Here is a 16,515-nt window from a genome sequence, read left to right on the forward strand (position 1 = left end):
CGCACTCCAGTACCGTCGTGCCGTGAGCACGTACACGCCCCGCACTCCGAGCGCACTCGAGCTCGACCGCCGCAGCTACCGGCAGCACCGGGCGCGCCGGTCGGTGCTCGTGGCGATCGCCTCCACGCTTGCGTTCGCGGTGCTCGTCTGGGTCACCGTCCTGTCGACGCCGGGCTGGGCGAGCGTGCAGCAGGCCTTCTTCAACCCGCAGATCGCGTGGGAGGCGCTCCCGCGAGTGTGGGACGGGTTCCTGCTGAACCTCCAGGTGCTCGCACTGTCGCTGGCGACCGTCGCGGTGAGCGCACTGCTGATCGCGTTCCTGCGCACGCTTCCAGGCCCGGTGTTCTTCCCGCTGCGGGTGCTCGCCGCCGTCTACACCGACGTCTTCCGCGGGCTCCCCTTCATCATCGTGCTGTACATCGTCGGGTTCGGGATCCCCACGCTGACCAACACCCGGATACCGGTGATCGTCCTGGGAACGCTGGCGGTGACCCTGACGTATTCGGCGTACGTGTCGGAGGTGATCCGCGCGGGCATCGAAGCGGTGCATCCGTCCCAGCGCCTGGCGGCGCGCGCGCTCGGCCTCGGCTACACGCAGACCCTCACCCGCGTCGTGCTCCCCCAGGCGCTGCGCAAGATCACCCCGCCGCTGATGAACGACTTCGTCGCGATGCAGAAGGACGTCGGCCTGATCTCGATCCTCGGCGCGGTCGATGCCGTCCTCGCCGCCAAGATCGAGTCGTCGCAGACCTACAACTTCACGCCGTACGTGGTGGCCGGCATCCTGTTCATCCTGTTGGCGATCCCGACCATCCGCCTGACCGACTGGTACGCCGCGCGGCTGCGCGAGCGCGAGCAGACCGGATCCGTCCTGTGACCGCGCTGCTGCGGGCCCAGGAGCTGCACAAGGCCTTCGGCGAGCGCGAGGTGCTGCGCGGGGTCTCGCTCGAACTCGCCCCGCACGAGGTGGTCGCCGTCATCGGTGCGAGCGGCTCGGGCAAGTCCACCCTGCTGCGCTGCCTGGGGCTGCTCGAATCCATCGACGACGGGCGGATCCTCCTCGGCGACGAGGACATCTCCGATCCGCGTGTCGACGCGAACCGTGTCCGCGCGCGATTCGGGGCGGTGTTCCAGAGCTACAACCTCTTCCCGCACCTCTCGGTGCTCCAGAACGTCACGCTCGCCTCGCGGGTCGTGCATAAGGTGCCCAAACGTCAGGCCGAGGAGCGCGGCATGGCGCTGCTGCAGCGTGTCGGGCTCGCGGACAAGGCGAACGATCATCCCGACCGGCTCTCCGGCGGCCAGCAGCAGCGCGCTGCGATCGTGCGTGCCATCGCCACCGACCCCGAGATCCTGCTGCTGGATGAGATCACCTCGGCGCTGGATCCTGAGCTCGTCGGCGAAGTGCTCGAGCTGGTGCGCCAGCTCGCCGAGGACGGGACGACGATCCTGATGGCGACGCACGAGATGGCGTTCGCTCGTGATGTCGCCCACCGCGTGGTGTTCCTCGACGGCGGCGTGATCGTCGAGGAGGGCCCGTCGGCCCAGATCCTCGGCGCGCCGCGCGAAGCGCGCACGCGCGAGTTCCTCACCCGCTTCAATGCCTGAGCGGACGACTCAGGCGCTCGCGCGCTCCGCTGCCTCGACCACGTTCAGCAGCAGCAGTGCGACGGTCATCGGGCCCACGCCGCCGGGGTTCGGCGAGAGCCAGCCGGCGACCTCGGCGACATCGGGCGCCACGTCGCCGGAGACCTTCGACTTGCCGGTCTCCGGATCGGTCTCCCGCGTGACCCCGACATCGAGCACGGCGGCGCCGGGCTTGACGTCGGCGGCGGTGATGAGGTGCTTGACCCCGGCGGCCGCGACGATGACATCCGCCTCGCGCAGATACCGTCCGGCATCCTGCGTTCCGGTGTGAGTGAGGGTGACGGTCGCGTTGTACTCGCGCCTCGTGAGCAGCAGCCCGATCGAGCGGCCGATCGTGACGCCGCGGCCCACGACGACGACGTGCTTGCCGTTCAGGTCGTAGTCGTTGCGCACCAGCAGCTCGATGACGCCGCGCGGCGTGCACGGCAGCGGCGAGGTGATCGGCGCATTCACGTTGAGGACGAGCCGACCCAGATTCGTCGGATGCAGCCCGTCGGCGTCCTTGTCGGGGTCGATGCGCTCGAGGATCGCGTCGGTGTCGAGGTGCTTGGGCAGCGGCAGCTGCACGATGTACCCGTGGCAGGCGGGGTCGGCGTTGAGCTCGTCGATCACGGCCTCGAGCTGCGCCTGGGTCGCATCGGCGGGCAGTTCGCGCTGGATCGAGTTCATCCCGATCGCCTCGGACTGCTTGTGCTTCATCCCGACGTACAGCTGCGAGCCGGGATCTGCCCCCACCAGAACCGTCGCGATGCCGGGGACGACCCCGCGTTCCTTGAGCGCCGCGACGCGCTCTGCGAGCTCGTCCTTGATGGCGGCGGCGGCCACGCGGCCGTCCAGTACATGTGCGGTCATGTCATTCTCCTCGAGATCTGGCTTCTGCATCGAGACCCGGGCATGTGCGCGGGGGTCTCGCCCGAATACCCGGGTCTCGGCGTGCGAACGGCTCGACCCGGGTGCGCGGCGCTACTGCGCCAGCCCGGGGTACAGCGGGAAGGCGGCGGTCAGTGCGGCCACGCGGGCGCGGAGCGCCTCGATGTCGGCGCCGGGCAGCAGCGCGAGCGCGATGATGTCGGCGACCTCGGTGAACTCGGCGTCGCCGAACCCGCGGGTGGCCAGCGCCGAGGTTCCGATGCGCAGACCCGAGGTCACCATCGGCGGGCGCGGGTCGTTGGGCACCGCGTTGCGGTTCACCGTGATGTGGATCTCGTGCAGCAGGTCCTCGGCCTGCTTGCCGTCGATCTCGGCTTCGCGGAGGTCGACCAGCACGAGGTGCACGTCGGTGCCGCCGGAGCGCACGGCGATGCCGGCATCCGTCACATCCGGCTGCGAAAGGCGGTCGGCGATCAGGTGCGCCCCGCTGAGCACGCGCTCCTGGCGCTCTTTGAACTCCGGCGTCGCCGCGAGCTTGAACGCCGTCGCCTTCGCGGCGATGACGTGCATGAGGGGCCCGCCCTGCTGGCCGGGGAACACCGCGGTGTTGATCTTCTTGGCGATGTCGGCGTCGTTGGTGAGGATGAAGCCCGAGCGCGGGCCGCCGATCGTCTTGTGCACGGTCGAGGAGACCACATGCGCGTGCGGCACGGGGCTGGGGTGCAGGCCCGCCGCCACCAGACCGGCGAAGTGGGCCATGTCGACCCAGAGCAGCGCGCCGACCTCGTCGGCGATGGCACGGAACGCGGCGAAGTCGAGCTGACGCGGGTAGGCCGACCAGCCGGCGATGATCACCTTGGGCTGGTGCTCGATCGCGAGGCGGCGCACCTCGTCCATGTCGATGACCGAGGTCTCCGGATCGACGCCGTACGCGACGATGTTGTACAGCCGACCGGAGAAGTTGATCTTCATCCCGTGCGTGAGGTGTCCGCCCTGGTCCAGCGCGAGGCCGAGGAGCGTGTCACCGGGGCGGGCGATCGCGTGCAGCACGGCAGCATTCGCGGTCGCGCCGGAGTGCGGCTGGACGTTGGCGAAGTCGGCGCCGAACAGCGACTTCGCACGCTCGATGGCGAGCTCCTCGGCGACGTCGACCTCTTCGCAGCCGCCGTAGTAGCGGCGCCCGGGGTAGCCCTCGGCGTACTTGTTGGTCAGCACCGACCCCTGCGCCTGCAGGATCGAGACCGGGACGAAGTTCTCCGAGGCGATCATCTCGAGATAGCCGCGCTGACGCTCGAGCTCGCGCTCGAGGACCTGGGCGATCTCGGGATCGACCTCGGAGAGGGGGGCGTTGAAGTACTGATCGGTCATGGCGATCTCCTGACGGAAGCACGGCGAACGGAAGGTGCGCATCGGCCCAGGCGAGCGGTCGAATGCCGTGTCGTTCGCTCCCCGGTGGTGAACCACCTCAACGCCAGTCGCGACGTCCTGAGCATAACGGATGGCATCGACTCTTCGCCCGGGACGCCGTCGCTGATACGCTGGCCAGGAGCTATTTGTTAGGGATCTTTACATGAAGTCCGCAGACCAGAATGATGTCATCGTGCCGACCATCGCCATCGTCCCCGCCCCCGCCCGCATCGAGGTCCTCGCATCGCCGGCGTTCCGCCTGACCCCCGACGTGCAGATCGCAGGAGATCCGGATGCCGGCGCGGCGCTGGCCGCGTTGATCCAGGCGCGCACGGGTGATCGGTCCGTTCTCGCTCATGGGCGCGCGCCGATCACGGTGCGCATCGAGGCAGGCGGCCTCGAGCCGGGCGGATCGGCCGAGTCATATCGACTGGAGGTGGACGAGGAATCCGTCTCGCTCGTCGGCACCGACGCCGCCGGGCTGTTCTACGGCGTGCAGACCCTGGCGCAGCTCATCACCCGCCAGGGCGAAGCATTCGTCATCCCCGCCGTGCGGATCGAGGACGCACCCCGATTCGCGTACCGGGGCGTGATGCTCGACGTCGCCCGGCACTTCCATTCCGCCGAGACCGTCGAGGCGTACGTCGACCGCGCGGCCGCGCTGAAGTTCAACGTCCTGCACCTGCACCTCAGTGATGACCAGGGCTGGCGCATCCAGCTCGATTCCCGGCCCGAGCTGACCGACGTCGCCTCGGGAAGCTCCGTGGGCGGCGACCCCGGTGGCTTCTACACGAAGGCCGACTACGCCCGGATCATCGACCACGCGGCATCCCGCCACATGATCGTCGTGCCCGAGATCGATCTGCCCGGACACACGCACGCCGTCGGACTGGCCTATCCGCAGCTCGCCGAGGCACCTGTGCTCAGCGATCACATCCGCGAGGTCGCCGAGCAGCACGGCGGAGCACTGCCGACGCCGGGGGTCCCGTACGACGGCATGGCGGTGGGGTTCTCGTCGCTGCGGATCCACGATGAGAGGACGTACGACTTCGTCACCGACGTGCTCACGGAGCTGGCGGCGATGACCCCTGGTCCGTACCTGCACGTCGGCGGCGACGAGGCGCTCGGAACGGACCCGGAGGACTTCGCGTTGTTCATGGCGCGCGTCACAGCGATCGCCGTAAGCCTCGGCAAGACGCCGGTGACCTGGCACGAGGCCGGCGACGCCGAAGGAATCGCCCCCACCACGATCGGCCAGTACTGGGGATTCCTCACCCCGACCGACGGCATGGACGAGAAGGCCCGCGGGTTCGTCGCGCACGGGTCGCGCGTGATCCTCTCGCCTGCCGATGCGATCTACCTCGACATGAAGTACGACGCCGGAAACCCGCTCGGACTGACGTGGGCACGCGGCGTCACCAGCGTGGAGCGCGCGTACTCGTGGGAGCCCGGAACCCTTCTGGATGGGATCGGCGAAGCGGACATCCTCGGCGTCGAGGCGCCGATGTGGACCGAGACCATCCGCACGCTGGACGACATCGACGAGATGGCCTTCCCCCGGATCGCCGCAGCCGCCGAGGCCGCCTGGTCGCCTGCGACGACGGCGAGCGAGCTTCGCACGTGGGAATCCTTCCGCGAGCGCGTCGGCGGCCTCGGGCCCCTCTGGAAGAGCCTCGGATTCGGTCTGCCCCACTCGGACGAACTGACGTGGGCGACCCGGTGACCACGAACGGCGGCCGGGGCAGCGTGATCCACTCGGTCCGGCTCGTGGATGACGGCCGCGTCATCGAGGACGCATGGGTGCGCTTCGAGGGTGGACGGGTCGCCGCGAGCGGCATCGGCGGCGGGTGGCGGAGCGAACCGGATGCCGGCACCGTCGTGGACGGCGCAGCGACCGCCGGCGCGGGGGCCGTCCTGACTCCGGGCTTCATCGACATCCACGGGCATGGCGGCGGCGGCGCGGCCTACGACGACGGTGCGGACGCGATCCGCACCGCCCGCACGTTGCACCGCAGCCACGGCACCACCCGGGCGGTGATCTCGCTGGTGACCGCTCCCGTGGACGAGCTGGCGCGGCGGGCCGGTGCAGTCGCCGACCTGGTCGCTTCAGACCACGACGTGCTCGGCTCGCATCTGGAGGGGCCGTTCCTCGAGGCCGACCACCGTGGCGCGCACGACGAGGACCTCCTGCGCGCACCGGAACCGGGGCTCGTCGAGCAGCTCCTGGATGCGGGGCGCGGCACAATCCGCCAGATCACGTTCGCGCCCGAGCGCATCGGCGCACTCGCGGCCATCCGGGAGACCGTCCGGGCCGGGGCAGCCGCTGCGATCGGGCACACCGGCGCCGACGACGCGACCTGCCGGCAGGCGTTCGAGGCGGGGGCGACCATCCTCACCCACGCCTTCAACGCCATGCCCGGACTCCACCACAGGGATCCGGGGCCGGTCGGCGCCGCGGCATCCGACCCGCGCATCACGCTGGAGCTCATCGCCGACGGGGTGCACCTGCACCCGGACATCGTCCGTGCCGCGTTCGCGATGGCGCCGGGGCGGATCGCGCTGGTGACCGACGCGATGGCCGCCGCCGGCAGCCCGGACGGCGACTACCGTCTCGGGTCGCTGCGCGTGCAGGTGCAGGACCGCGTTGCCCGCCTCGTGGACGGGTATCCGGCACGCGAGGGGCCGATCGCCGGCTCGACGCTGACCCAGGATGCCGCGCTGCGCACGGCCGTCGCGGCCGGAGTCGATCTGGCAGATGCGGTCGCGGCGCTGACCGTCGTCCCGGCACGGGTGATCGGCGTCGACCGCGACTACGGGACGCTGAGCGTCGGGCGCGCCGCCGATGCGGTGCTGCTGGGCAGCGATCTGGTCGTGCGGTCCGTCTGGGCGGACGGCACGCCAGTGGACTGAGGCCGGGCATCTCGGCCGCCGTAGAATAGGGCCATGTCCGAATCGTCCTCCGCGAGCACGCCCGCGCCGCTGCCGCCGGGCACCCGCGCGCCGATCTCGCCGATCGATCTGCTCGCGTTCCTGTGCGAGCTGTTCGCCTTCGCGAGCCTCGCGATCTGGGGCTTCGCGCTGTGGCCGTTCCCGTGGAACATCGTCGCCGGCATCGGCGCACCGGTGCTCGCGATCCTGGTGTGGGCGCTGTTCGTCTCCCCCCGCGCGGTGATCGCGGTGCACCCCTTCGTTCGCGCCGTCGTCGAGCTCTTCGTCTACGTGGCGGCCACGATCGCATGGTGGAGCATGGGGCTGGTGTGGGTCGGGCTGATCTTCGGCATCGTCGCCGTCACCGCCGGCGTGCTCGCCGGTCGCCGGCGTCTCGCGTGAGCGCGGGCTCCGACGTCGTCGGCCTCCTTCGGGCGGCACTGGTCGATCGCGTCGACACCTCCGAGCGCGCGCTGCAGGATGCGCGCGCCGACAAGTCGGGCCACGCGGCCGCCGGAACCCCGCTCGCCGTCGTGCACGCGGCATCCGTCGAGGATGTGCAGCACACCCTCCGCATCGCGACATCGACCGGAACGCCGGTCGTCACCCGCGGCGCCGGGACCGGCCTGGCGGGCGGGGCGAATGCGGGCGCCGGCGAGATCGCGCTCTCGGTGCGCGGGATGCAGCGGATCCTCGAGGTGCGCCCCGACGACCTGCTCGCCGTCGTCGAGCCCGGCATCCTGAACGCGGATCTGAACGACGCGCTGGCCGAACACGGCCTCTGGTGGGCTCCGGACCCGGCCAGCCGGGCGATCTCGACGGTCGGCGGCAACATCGCGACCGGCGCCGGCGGACTCCTCTGCGCCAAGTACGGCGTCGTCCGCGACGCGGTGCTCGGCGTCGACCTGGTGCTCGCCGACGGCCGATTGCTGCGCCTGGGTCATCGCACCGTCAAGGGTGTTACGGGGCTCGACCTCACATCGCTCGTCATCGGCTCCGAGGGGACGCTCGGGGTGGTCGTGGGCGCCACGCTCAAGCTCCGTCGACTCATTCCCGGCGAGGTATGCACGCTTGCGGCGACGTTCCCGACGGTACGGACGGCGGCCGAGGCATCCGCAGCCGTGACCGCCTCCGGCGCCCAGCCCGCGATCATGGAACTGATGGATGCCGCATGCCTGGCCGCTGTGCACGCGCTCCTGGACCTCGCGCCGCCGACGCCGGGCGCCGCGCAGCTCACGATCCAGACCGACGGCCCGGCTGCCGCGGCGGAGGCCGAACTGATCGCGTCCACGCTGCGCGCCGTGGGCGGAACCGTCACCGTGTCGGCGGACCGCGAAGAGGGCGAGCGGCTCCTGGCGATCCGACGGTCGATGCATCCCGCGATGGAGACGCTCGGCACGACCCTGATCGAGGACGTCTCGGTGCCGCGCAGCGCCCTGCCTGCGATGTTCGACGAGATCGCGCGGGTCGAGCGGGAGCACGGCATCGTCATCCCGACCGTGGCGCACGCCGGCGACGGCAACCTGCACCCGAACTTCATCTTCGACGCCGTCCCGAACGAGGCCGGCATCGTCGAGGTCCCCGATGCGATCTGGGATGCCGCCGACGACATGTTCCGCGCCGCCCTCCGGCTGGGCGGAACCCTGACCGGCGAGCACGGCGTCGGGGTCCTCAAGCGACGGTGGCTGGCCGACGAGCTCGGCGATGACCAGTGGGAGCTGCAGCGGCAGATCACCGGTGTCTTCGATCCGCAGGGAATCCTCAACCCCGGCAAGGTCTTCGCCCGGTGACCTCGCGGCGCATCCTCGTGAGCGCGGCCGTGATCACCGACGCCGATGGGCGAGTGCTGTTCGTGCGCAAACGCGGCACGACGGTGTTCATGCAGCCCGGCGGCAAGCCGGAGCCGGGTGAGGACGCCGCCGAAGCGCTGGCACGGGAACTCGAGGAGGAGGTCGGGCTGATCGTGGACCCGTCGGCGCTCGAACCGTGGGGGACGTTCGAAGCGGATGCCGCGAACGAGCCGGGCCACCGCGTGGTGGCGGAGGTCTTCGCGGTGCGCGCCGAGCCGGGTGACGTGTCGCCGCGCGCGGAGATCGAGGAGCTGCGATGGATCGCCCGGGACGAGGCATCCGCCGTCGCGCTCGCTCCGCTCAGCCTGGACTTCCTGCTCCCCCGCCTCTGGTCCTGAGTCTCAGACCCCGACGCTGCTGATTTTGTCGGCCTCGATCGTGATGACGACGCGCACCTGATCGCGGCCGCCGTACCAGGGGTAGGGCTTGCCGGAATACTTCTGCGACAGCTCGTCGATGTGCTCGGCGCCGCGCTGCTCGGTGATCTCGATCGCGCGGCCGCGCACCTGGTAGTAGCCGCTCGGGTGCGACGGGTCGCTGATGGTGAGCGCGACCCGCGGGTCGCGCCGGAGGTTGCGGACCTTCAGGTGCGTGTCCACGCTGTTGACGACCACGTGCTCGCCGTCGGTGTCGACCCAGACCTGCGTGAGCTGCGGCGAGCCGTCGCGCATCAGCGTCGAGATGTAGCAGGTGCTCTTGCCGCGCAGGAGGGCGAGCAGTTCGTCGGGGAGTGTCATTGCTCGACCCTACGTCCGCTGCGCCTCGGCCGGCTCCGCCTCCCGCGGTTCGCACTCGGCGAGAGGGGCTACAGGCCCTGCCAGGCGGGTTTGTTCGCGAAGGCGTACCGGTAGTAGTCCGCACGGGCCAGATCGGATGCCGCGGCCTCGTCGATGACCACCGTGGCGTGCGGATGCAGCTGGATCGCCGATCCCGGGAGCGAGGCGGTCAACGGCCCTTCCACCGCACTGGCGACCGCCGCGGCCTTTCCGGCGCCGAAGGCGAGGAGCACCAGGTGCCGCGCGCGCAGGATGGTGCCCAGGCCCTGGGTGATGCAGTGCCGCGGCACATCGTCGATCGAATCGAAGAACCGCGCGTTGTCCTGCCGCGTCTGCTCGGTGAGCGTCTTCACGCGCGTGAGGGAGGCGAACGACGATCCCGGCTCGTTGAACCCGATGTGTCCGTCGGTGCCGATGCCGAGGATCTGCAGATCGACGCCGCCGGCCTCGCCGATCGCCCGCTCGTAGTCGTCGCCGGCATGCTCGATGCCCTCGAGCGAGCCGTCGGGCACGCGGATGCGGGCAGGGTCCAGTCCCAGCGGCTGGACCACCTCGCGGGCGATGACCGAGCGGTAGCTCTCCGGGTGCGACGGGTCGATGCCGACGTACTCGTCGAGGGCGAATCCGCGCACGCGCGAAAGATCCACCCCGCTCAGGCGCGCGGGAAGCGCGTCGTAGACCGGCAGCGGGGTCGACCCGGTCGCCAGCCCGAGCACCGCTGCGGGGTTCCCGCGGATCAGCCGTGCGATCTCGTCGGCGACGATCGCGCCGCCGGCCGCCGCGTCGGGGACGATGACGATCTCAGCCACGGGTCAGCGCCTCCGCTGCTCCCCGGACCGGGCCACCCGTCGATGCACCCACCAGGGCGGCGCCGAGGGCGGCGGCGGGCGAGCCGGCCGGCAGGAGTTCGACGCGCTGTTCGAGGTGCAGCGAGCGCATGAACGGGGATGCCTCGGCGCTGGCGGCCAGCTCGGCGGACACGTCGCCCATCAATCGCGCCCCCAGGGCGGTCACCCCACCGCCGAGCACGACGGCGTCGACGTCCGCGGTCAGCACGAGCACCCGAACGGCTGCGGCGACTCCGCGGGCCAGGCCCGCCCGCAGATTCCGCGCGTTCCCGTCCCCGGCATCGGCGGCGTCGTAGACATCGCGCACCGGAAGCGCGCCGGGATGCGCCCACCGCTCGGCGATCGCGCCGCCGCCGGCGAGCGCTTCGATGCAGCCCCGCTGGCCGCAGCGGCAGAGCGGACCGCTCGGGTCGACCGAGATGTGGCCGACCTCGCCGGCGGTGCCTCGGGCGCCTCGCCAGAGGCTGCCGTCCGAGACGATGCCCGCTGCGATGCCCGTGCCGAGGTTCAGATACGCCATGGATCCCGACCCGCCGTGCAGGACGTACGCGCCGTAGGCCGCCGCCTTGACGTCGTTCTCGACGTGGATCGGTGCGCCCAGACGCGGGCCGACGACGGCCGCGAGATCCAGCTCCGCGACACCGAGGTTCACGGCATGCACCACGCGCGCGCTTCCCGGCTCGATCTGACCCGGGATGCCGATACCGACCGACTCGATCGGGCGGCCGGTCACGGCGCTCTGCATGCCGAGGGCGGCGACAGCCTCCAAGACCGTGCCGACGACGGCATCCGCTCCCCATCCGGTCGCCAGCCGGACGCGTCCGACGATCGACCCGCCCTCATCGACGGCGACCGCGTCGGTCTTGGTTCCTCCGACGTCCAGCCCGACCCTCATCGGCCGGCTCCCCGATGGGCGACGGCAGTGTTGTGCGCGCGCATCAGCCCTTGACCGCCCCCGCGACCAGGCCGCCGGTCATGCGCCCCTGCACGATGAGGAAGAAGATCACGACCGGAATCGAGATCAGCGTCGCGCCGGCCATCACCGCACCCCAGTTGGTGGCCTCGGTGGCCGACTGGAACGAATTCAGCCAGGTCGGCAGCGTCAGGTTGTAGCCCTTCATGAGCAGCAGCGCCATGGTGAACTCGTTCCATGCCTGGATGAACGCGAAGATGCCGGTCGCGACGAGTCCCGGAGCCAGCAGCGGGAAGGTGACCTTCCAGAACGCCTGCGACTTGGTGCACCCATCGATCATGGCGGCTTCTTCGAGGTCGGCGGGGACACCCGCCACGAATCCGCGCAGCGTCCAGATCGTGAACGGGATCACCGAGGCGAGGTAGACGATCCCCAGCCCCAGCATCGTGTTCATCAGACGCCAGTCGTCGATCATGCCGTAGATCGTGAACATCATCGCCTCGCCCGGGATCATCTGGATGACCAGCACCGAGACGATGAACAGGCGTCGCCCGCGGAACGCGAACCGGGCCAGGGCGACGGAGGCGAGGAACGCGAACAGGAGGGTGGCGATCAGGACGCCGACCGTGACGATGGTCGAGGTCATGAGCCCGTGCGGGAAATCGGTCTGACCGGGAGCCGCTTCGCGCGTCCAGGCTGTGACGTAGTTCTTGAACGTCATCTCGAGCGGCAGCAGGCTCGGCGTGCGGCTGATGATCTTGTTGCTCGGCGTGAGCGACATGTTGATCATCCAGTACACCGGGAACACCGAGCAGATGAAGACGATGAAGGCGGCGATGTTCAGGAGGGTGCGCGTCACGATGCGCTTGCTGGAGGGTCGACGCGCCTCGATCGAACGGCGCTTTGGCGCCAGCGGCTTCCCGCCGTCCTCGAGGATCTCGTCGACGCCGATCGTGCCGAGCTGCGTGCCGGCGTTGATCTGAGTGCTCACAGCTCCTCCTCCTTGAGGGTCGAGCGCACGTAGCGCCACGACAGGATCAGCAGCAGCGCGACCATGATCACGCCGATCGCGCTCGTGAAGCCGAAGTCGCCGGGGCCTTGCCGGAACATGTAAGTGCCGAGCACGTTGGTCTCGGACGCGAGCCCTCCGCGGGACTGCAGCGCGTAGACCTGGGTGAAGATGCGCAGGTTCCAGATGACCTGGAGGACCAGGACGACGATGAGGACGCTGCGCAGGTACGGGAAGACGACGAAGCGGAAGCGCTTGATGCCGGTGGCTCCGTCGAGGGATGCCGCCTCGAGCACTTCACCGGGGACCTGGCCGAGCGCGGCGTAGGTGGTGAACGCGACGAAGGGCACGCCCTGCCAGACGACGATGATGATCAGCACGAAGAAGAACGACATCGGGTCGATGAGCCAGGAGTGATTCGTCCAGTCGTCGGTGCCGGTCAGGGTGTTCAGCGCCCAGTTGACCAGGCCGTACTGGGTGTCGAAGATCCAGCCCCAGACGGTGGTGGCGGCCAGGGGCGGCATCGCCCAGGCGAGCAGGAGGCCGACCGACACGGTGATGCGCCAGCCGCGACCGAGACGGGTCATCAGCACCGCCACCAGGACGCCGAGGCCGATGATCAGCACCGTCATGGCGACCATCAGCGCGAGGCTGCGCACGAGCACGGCCGGGAAGTCGGATTGCGTGAAGACCTCGAGGTAGTTGTCGAAGCCGACGAAGTCGGGGAGGGTGCCCTGCACCTTGTTCTTGACGCTGTAGTCCGTGAAGGACTGGATGACCATCAGCACGGCCGGGTAGCCGACCATGACGCCCAGGATGATCACGGACGGACCCAGCAGGCTCCAGCCGCCGCGCGCTTCGCGCCGGGCGCGTGCCTTCTCGCGGGGACCGCGCACGCGGGACGCGGCTGCACCGGAGCCCGGACGGGCTGCGCGGACCGCAGTGGCGGTGTCGGTGGCGGTGTCGGTAGAGGTGTCGCTCATGGGGTCTCCTCTCTGTGTGTCGGGGTGCTGCGCAGGGGGGTGCTGCGCAGAGCGGCGGGGGCCCCGTGGCCGGGACCCCCGCCGTGTGCACTACTTGTTGAGGATCGCCTCGATCTGCGAGTCGAGATCGGTGGCGATCGCCTTGACGTCGCCGCCCTGCGCGATCTTGACGAGGGCGTCCGGGATGATCAGCGCCGACTCGACCTCGGTCCAGTTCGGGCTCATCGGGGTGAACTTCGAGTTCGCGAGCGCCGTGGCCTGAGCCTGGGTGATTGCGTCGTCCGGCAGCGAGGATGCTGCGGAGATGAGGCCAGGGGTGAGCCCGCCCTCGGCCAGCAGCTGCTGGTAGCCCTCGGAGAGGAGGACCTTCAGCGCGGCCTTGGCCATCTCGGGGTTCGCGCTCTTCTGCGCGACGGCGATGTTCGAGCCGCCGGCGAAGATGGGCGCGGTCTCGCCCGCCGTCATACCGGGTAGCGGGAACGCTGCGAGGTCGGTGCCGTAGGTGTCGGGGCACCCCGGGTTCTCGGCGTCCGCTTCCGCCAGGATCGACCACTTCACCCAGCCGGGAGCCGACAGATAGCCGACCTCGCCGGCGCAGAAGGGCACCTGGGGGTTGGCCTCGTCGCCGTCGGCGGGAGCGTTGGTGGCGTTGAGGTAGACCTCCTGGAGCTGTTCGAGCCCTGCGACGCTGTCGTCGCTGGAGAACTGCGCGTCCCACTCGTCGCCATCCTGGACGGCGATCTCTCCGCCGTGCGCCCAGACGTAGGGAAGCGCGTTGTACCAGTCCTTGCCCGGCGCGTAGATGCCCGACATCGTGGGCGTCTCCATCGCGATCCCCTGGGCGACGTAGTCGTCCAGGGTCGCGGGGACCGGCGCGGTCACCAGCTGCGGCGAGTAGAAGACGATGCGTCCACCGGCGTAGTAGGGCGCTGCGTAGAACGCGTCGTCGTAGGTCCCCGCGTCCACGAGGCCGGGGAGCAGGTCATCGCCGCCGAGATCTTCCTTGATGTCGGTGATGTCGGCGAACAGGCCCTGGTCGATGAAGCCGAGCGCCTGCGTGTTGCCGACCTCGACGACATCCGGCGAGTCGTTCGACGACAGCGCGGCGACATAGGTCTCGTTCGTGTCCGCCCAGGTCTTCTCCTCGACCTTGAGCGTCCAGCCCTCGTTCTCGGACTCGAACGTCTTCTTGAGGTAGTCGCGCGCGGTGTCCGGGGTGTCGGTGCCGACGAGCCACACGGTGATCTCGCCACCGGCGGCATCGCTGGGCGCGGCACCGCTGCCGCCCGCGCAACCGGCGAGCGCGACAGCCGAAGCGCCGACGAGCGCGAGTGCTCCGAGCTTCTTGTTCATGGTGTCTTCCTTTTTCTTGGTGTTCGGCTGGGCCGGGTGACCCATCCGGGGGATTTCGGGTGCCTACGACACCCCGAGCTGTCCGGAGAGGACCATGACGGCAGCTCCGCGCAGGACGATGTCCTGGCCTTGCTCCGTCATCCGCACCCGCACGCCGTCGTGGAACTCGGCGAGCGTCCGTGCGCGGAGGGTCTCGACGGTCGCAGCTGCGAGGGGTCCGTCGAGAAGTTCAGGGGGTCCGGAGAGCACGATCTCCGAGACGTCGAGCACGCCGACGATGGGTGCCAGGGCGATGCCGAGCCGCTCCCCCGCGTCGCTCAGAATGCCGATGCGCGCCGCGTCGTCCGCGGCGGCGGCCAGGCGCGCGGTCAGGGCCGGCACGGCCAGCCAGGCTTCGAGGCATCCGACCTTCCCGCACACGCACAGCGGTCCACCGTCGGTGCCGACGGTGACGTGGCCGATCTCGCCTGCGGCGAAGTGTGCGCCGCGCATCGGACGACCGGATGCCAGGAGTCCTGAGCCGACTCCTCGGCCGACCTTCACCAGCAGGACGTCGTCTCCCGCGCCGCCGAAGGTGTATTCGGCCAGCACTGCGGCGTTCGCGTCGTTGGCCACCAGGACCGGCAGGCCGAGCGCGCGCTCCAGCGCACCCTCGAGGTCGAAGCCCGCCCAGCGCAGGTTGGGTGCGGTGAGGATCACGCCGTCATCGCCGACGACACCCGGCGTGCCCACGCCGACGCCGAGGACCGGCGCGTGGGATTGGGCCACGAGGTCGCGCGCCAGCGCGACGACCGTCTCGATCACATCGCCCTCGGTCGGAACCGGCACTTCGCGGCGGACCACGATGTTCCCGTCGAGGGTGAGGACGGCCCCGATGAAGGCGTCGCTGCCGGACAGGTCGATTCCCACGATGCGGTGACCCGCGCGATCGAGATCGACCAGGATGGCGGGTTTTCCCGGTCCGGATGCCTCGCGCACGCCCATCTCGGCGACGAAGCCGTCGGCGATGAGATCGCTGATGAGGTCGGAGATGGTCACGCGGGTCAGTCCGGTCTCGCGTGAGAGATCGGCGCGGCTCATCGCCCCCTGGTGGAAGAGCGTCTGCAGCAGCAGCGAACGGTTGTGTCCTCGCGCGTGCTCGGGCAGGACTTTCGACCCCTGGCGCAATGCCCGGCCGGCACCGAACGAGCGAGCGCCCGCGGGTGCCGTGGTCGGCTGCTCGAGCGTGATCGAGCTGCTGCGCTCTGATGCGGTCATGTTTGTTAGTAGACCTTACGAACAAACATGCCGCAAGCGTTCGGACTGATTTGAACGGGGTGTTTACAAAAGCGTTACATTCCGTGATCGGCCGGCAACGACGCTGCGGCGGCGGACGGATGCCTGGGACACGGACCGGCGAGTCGCTTACAGTGGAAAGCCCACGAGGAGGACACCATGCCCCGCAGGATCGCACGTTCCGCCCCCCGGCTCGTCGTCATCACGACGCTGAGTGCGGTCGCACTTCTCGGCCTCGCCGGCTGCACGGGCGCTCCCGCCCCGTCGGGCACCGGCGGCGGCTCCTCGCAGAACGAGGATGCCCCAGGTGATGGCGGCCAGTCGACGCAGGACGCGTGTGCGCTCGTCCAGGAGACGATCTCGGACGCGACCGCGGAGTTCGAGACGTCCGGCGCCGAGGACCCCGCCGCCGTCGCCGAGGCGATGAACGCCGCGGCGGAGAAGCTCGCGGGCGCGGCGTTACAGGTGACGAACGACGAGGTGGCCGCACTCCTGCCTGCGCTGCGCGACATGTTCGCGCAAGCGGGGGAGGTCATGACGGCCGTCACGCAGGGCGATGTCTCCAAGGTCGAGGACCTCACCGAACTCGGCACGAAGTTCCAGGAGACCAGCGAGTCGTTCCAGGAGATCTGCACTCCCTGACCTCGGATCTCCCC

17 protein-coding genes and 1 riboswitch are annotated in these 16,515 nt (G+C 70.0%); of the genes, 8 read left to right on the forward strand and 9 right to left on the reverse strand.

Annotated elements, in window-relative coordinates; all coding sequences use genetic code 11:
- Nucleotides 1–22 precede the first annotated feature (22 nt).
- Nucleotides 23–877 carry an amino acid ABC transporter permease gene (locus BLT19_RS16090; RefSeq protein ID WP_231917693.1) on the forward strand — a complete coding sequence of 285 codons (855 nt, stop codon included), beginning with the start codon at nt 23–25 and terminating at the stop codon, nt 875–877.
- Nucleotides 874–1,608, forward strand: a complete 735-nt coding sequence (locus BLT19_RS16095) for an amino acid ABC transporter ATP-binding protein (protein ID WP_091492354.1) — start codon at nt 874–876, stop codon at nt 1,606–1,608. Before BLT19_RS16090 ends, BLT19_RS16095 begins: the two co-directional genes overlap by 4 nt.
- Before the next feature lie 9 nt (nt 1,609–1,617).
- Here the strand turns inward: BLT19_RS16095 and BLT19_RS16100 are convergent, their stop codons facing one another.
- Nucleotides 1,618–2,499 (reverse strand): bifunctional methylenetetrahydrofolate dehydrogenase/methenyltetrahydrofolate cyclohydrolase, encoded by an 882-nt coding sequence (locus BLT19_RS16100; protein WP_091492357.1) that lies wholly within the window; start codon nt 2,497–2,499, stop codon nt 1,618–1,620.
- Nucleotides 2,500–2,610: 111 nt separating this feature from the next.
- Nucleotides 2,611–3,885 carry a serine hydroxymethyltransferase gene (gene glyA, locus BLT19_RS16105; RefSeq protein WP_091494270.1) on the reverse strand — a complete coding sequence of 425 codons (1,275 nt, stop codon included), beginning with the start codon at nt 3,883–3,885 and terminating at the stop codon, nt 2,611–2,613.
- Between the two features lie 37 nt (nt 3,886–3,922).
- A riboswitch (ZMP/ZTP riboswitch) is annotated at nt 3,923–4,005 on the reverse strand.
- 82 nt (nt 4,006–4,087) lie between these two features.
- On the opposite strand from glyA, the gene BLT19_RS16110 reads away from it, so the two are divergent.
- Genes BLT19_RS16110 through BLT19_RS16130 form a run of 5 tightly spaced genes read left to right on the forward strand, consistent with a single transcriptional unit; the run spans nt 4,088 to nt 9,040 of the window.
- Nucleotides 4,088–5,647: a beta-N-acetylhexosaminidase gene (locus BLT19_RS16110; protein WP_091492359.1), complete on the forward strand. Its 1,560-nt coding sequence runs from the start codon at nt 4,088–4,090 to the stop codon at nt 5,645–5,647.
- Nucleotides 5,644–6,834 (forward strand): N-acetylglucosamine-6-phosphate deacetylase, encoded by a 1,191-nt coding sequence (gene nagA, locus BLT19_RS16115; protein ID WP_091494273.1) that lies wholly within the window; start codon nt 5,644–5,646, stop codon nt 6,832–6,834. Before BLT19_RS16110 ends, nagA begins: the two co-directional genes overlap by 4 nt.
- A gap of 33 nt (nt 6,835–6,867) precedes the next feature.
- Nucleotides 6,868–7,254, forward strand: coding sequence for a YrdB family protein (locus tag BLT19_RS16120; RefSeq protein ID WP_091492362.1), 387 nt, complete (start codon nt 6,868–6,870; stop codon nt 7,252–7,254).
- Nucleotides 7,251–8,642, forward strand: coding sequence for an FAD-binding oxidoreductase (locus BLT19_RS16125; protein WP_231917694.1), 1,392 nt, complete (start codon nt 7,251–7,253; stop codon nt 8,640–8,642). Before BLT19_RS16120 ends, BLT19_RS16125 begins: the two co-directional genes overlap by 4 nt.
- Nucleotides 8,639–9,040: an NUDIX hydrolase gene (locus BLT19_RS16130; protein WP_231917695.1), complete on the forward strand. Its 402-nt coding sequence runs from the start codon at nt 8,639–8,641 to the stop codon at nt 9,038–9,040. Before BLT19_RS16125 ends, BLT19_RS16130 begins: the two co-directional genes overlap by 4 nt.
- A 3-nt stretch (nt 9,041–9,043) precedes the next feature.
- On the opposite strand, the gene BLT19_RS16135 is transcribed toward BLT19_RS16130, so the two are convergent.
- From BLT19_RS16135 to BLT19_RS16165, 7 genes are all read right to left on the reverse strand, one after another.
- Complete coding sequence (locus BLT19_RS16135) at nt 9,044–9,439, reverse strand: PPOX class F420-dependent oxidoreductase (protein WP_091492367.1); 396 nt, start codon at nt 9,437–9,439, stop codon at nt 9,044–9,046.
- Between the two features lie 68 nt (nt 9,440–9,507).
- Nucleotides 9,508–10,287: a glucosamine-6-phosphate deaminase gene (locus tag BLT19_RS16140; protein ID WP_091492370.1), complete on the reverse strand. Its 780-nt coding sequence runs from the start codon at nt 10,285–10,287 to the stop codon at nt 9,508–9,510.
- Nucleotides 10,280–11,221: an ROK family protein gene (locus BLT19_RS16145; RefSeq protein WP_091492373.1), complete on the reverse strand. Its 942-nt coding sequence runs from the start codon at nt 11,219–11,221 to the stop codon at nt 10,280–10,282. Before BLT19_RS16145 ends, BLT19_RS16140 begins: the two co-directional genes overlap by 8 nt.
- Before the next feature lie 43 nt (nt 11,222–11,264).
- Nucleotides 11,265–12,131: a carbohydrate ABC transporter permease gene (locus tag BLT19_RS16150; RefSeq protein WP_407939835.1), complete on the reverse strand. Its 867-nt coding sequence runs from the start codon at nt 12,129–12,131 to the stop codon at nt 11,265–11,267.
- A gap of 95 nt (nt 12,132–12,226) precedes the next feature.
- Nucleotides 12,227–13,231: a carbohydrate ABC transporter permease gene (locus BLT19_RS16155; RefSeq protein ID WP_091492380.1), complete on the reverse strand. Its 1,005-nt coding sequence runs from the start codon at nt 13,229–13,231 to the stop codon at nt 12,227–12,229.
- A gap of 90 nt (nt 13,232–13,321) precedes the next feature.
- Nucleotides 13,322–14,584, reverse strand: coding sequence for an extracellular solute-binding protein (locus tag BLT19_RS16160; RefSeq protein WP_091492382.1), 1,263 nt, complete (start codon nt 14,582–14,584; stop codon nt 13,322–13,324).
- Between the two features lie 63 nt (nt 14,585–14,647).
- Complete coding sequence (locus BLT19_RS16165) at nt 14,648–15,841, reverse strand: ROK family transcriptional regulator (protein WP_091492385.1); 1,194 nt, start codon at nt 15,839–15,841, stop codon at nt 14,648–14,650.
- 177 nt (nt 15,842–16,018) lie between these two features.
- Between BLT19_RS16165 and BLT19_RS16170 the strand changes: the two genes are divergently transcribed.
- Nucleotides 16,019–16,501, forward strand: a complete 483-nt coding sequence (locus BLT19_RS16170) for a hypothetical protein (protein WP_091492388.1) — start codon at nt 16,019–16,021, stop codon at nt 16,499–16,501.
- The last annotated feature ends 14 nt before the right edge of the window (nt 16,502–16,515 follow it).

The organism is Microbacterium pygmaeum (assembly GCF_900100885.1).
Lineage (GTDB): Bacteria > Actinomycetota > Actinomycetes > Actinomycetales > Microbacteriaceae > Microbacterium > Microbacterium pygmaeum.

Coding starts and splice junctions, on each gene's coding strand:
- BLT19_RS16155 (WP_091492380.1), bottom strand. CDS start 13,231: ATGAGCGACACCTCTACCGACACCGCCACCGACACCGCCACTGCGGTC.
- BLT19_RS16100 (WP_091492357.1), bottom strand. CDS start 2,499: ATGACCGCACATGTACTGGACGGCCGCGTGGCCGCCGCCGCCATCAAG.
- BLT19_RS16160 (WP_091492382.1), bottom strand. CDS start 14,584: ATGAACAAGAAGCTCGGAGCACTCGCGCTCGTCGGCGCTTCGGCTGTC.
- BLT19_RS16145 (WP_091492373.1), bottom strand. CDS start 11,221: ATGAGGGTCGGGCTGGACGTCGGAGGAACCAAGACCGACGCGGTCGCC.
- BLT19_RS16170 (WP_091492388.1), top strand. CDS start 16,019: ATGCCCCGCAGGATCGCACGTTCCGCCCCCCGGCTCGTCGTCATCACG.
- BLT19_RS16135 (WP_091492367.1), bottom strand. CDS start 9,439: ATGACACTCCCCGACGAACTGCTCGCCCTCCTGCGCGGCAAGAGCACC.
- BLT19_RS16120 (WP_091492362.1), top strand. CDS start 6,868: ATGTCCGAATCGTCCTCCGCGAGCACGCCCGCGCCGCTGCCGCCGGGC.
- BLT19_RS16165 (WP_091492385.1), bottom strand. CDS start 15,841: ATGACCGCATCAGAGCGCAGCAGCTCGATCACGCTCGAGCAGCCGACC.
- glyA (WP_091494270.1), bottom strand. CDS start 3,885: ATGACCGATCAGTACTTCAACGCCCCCCTCTCCGAGGTCGATCCCGAG.
- BLT19_RS16110 (WP_091492359.1), top strand. CDS start 4,088: ATGAAGTCCGCAGACCAGAATGATGTCATCGTGCCGACCATCGCCATC.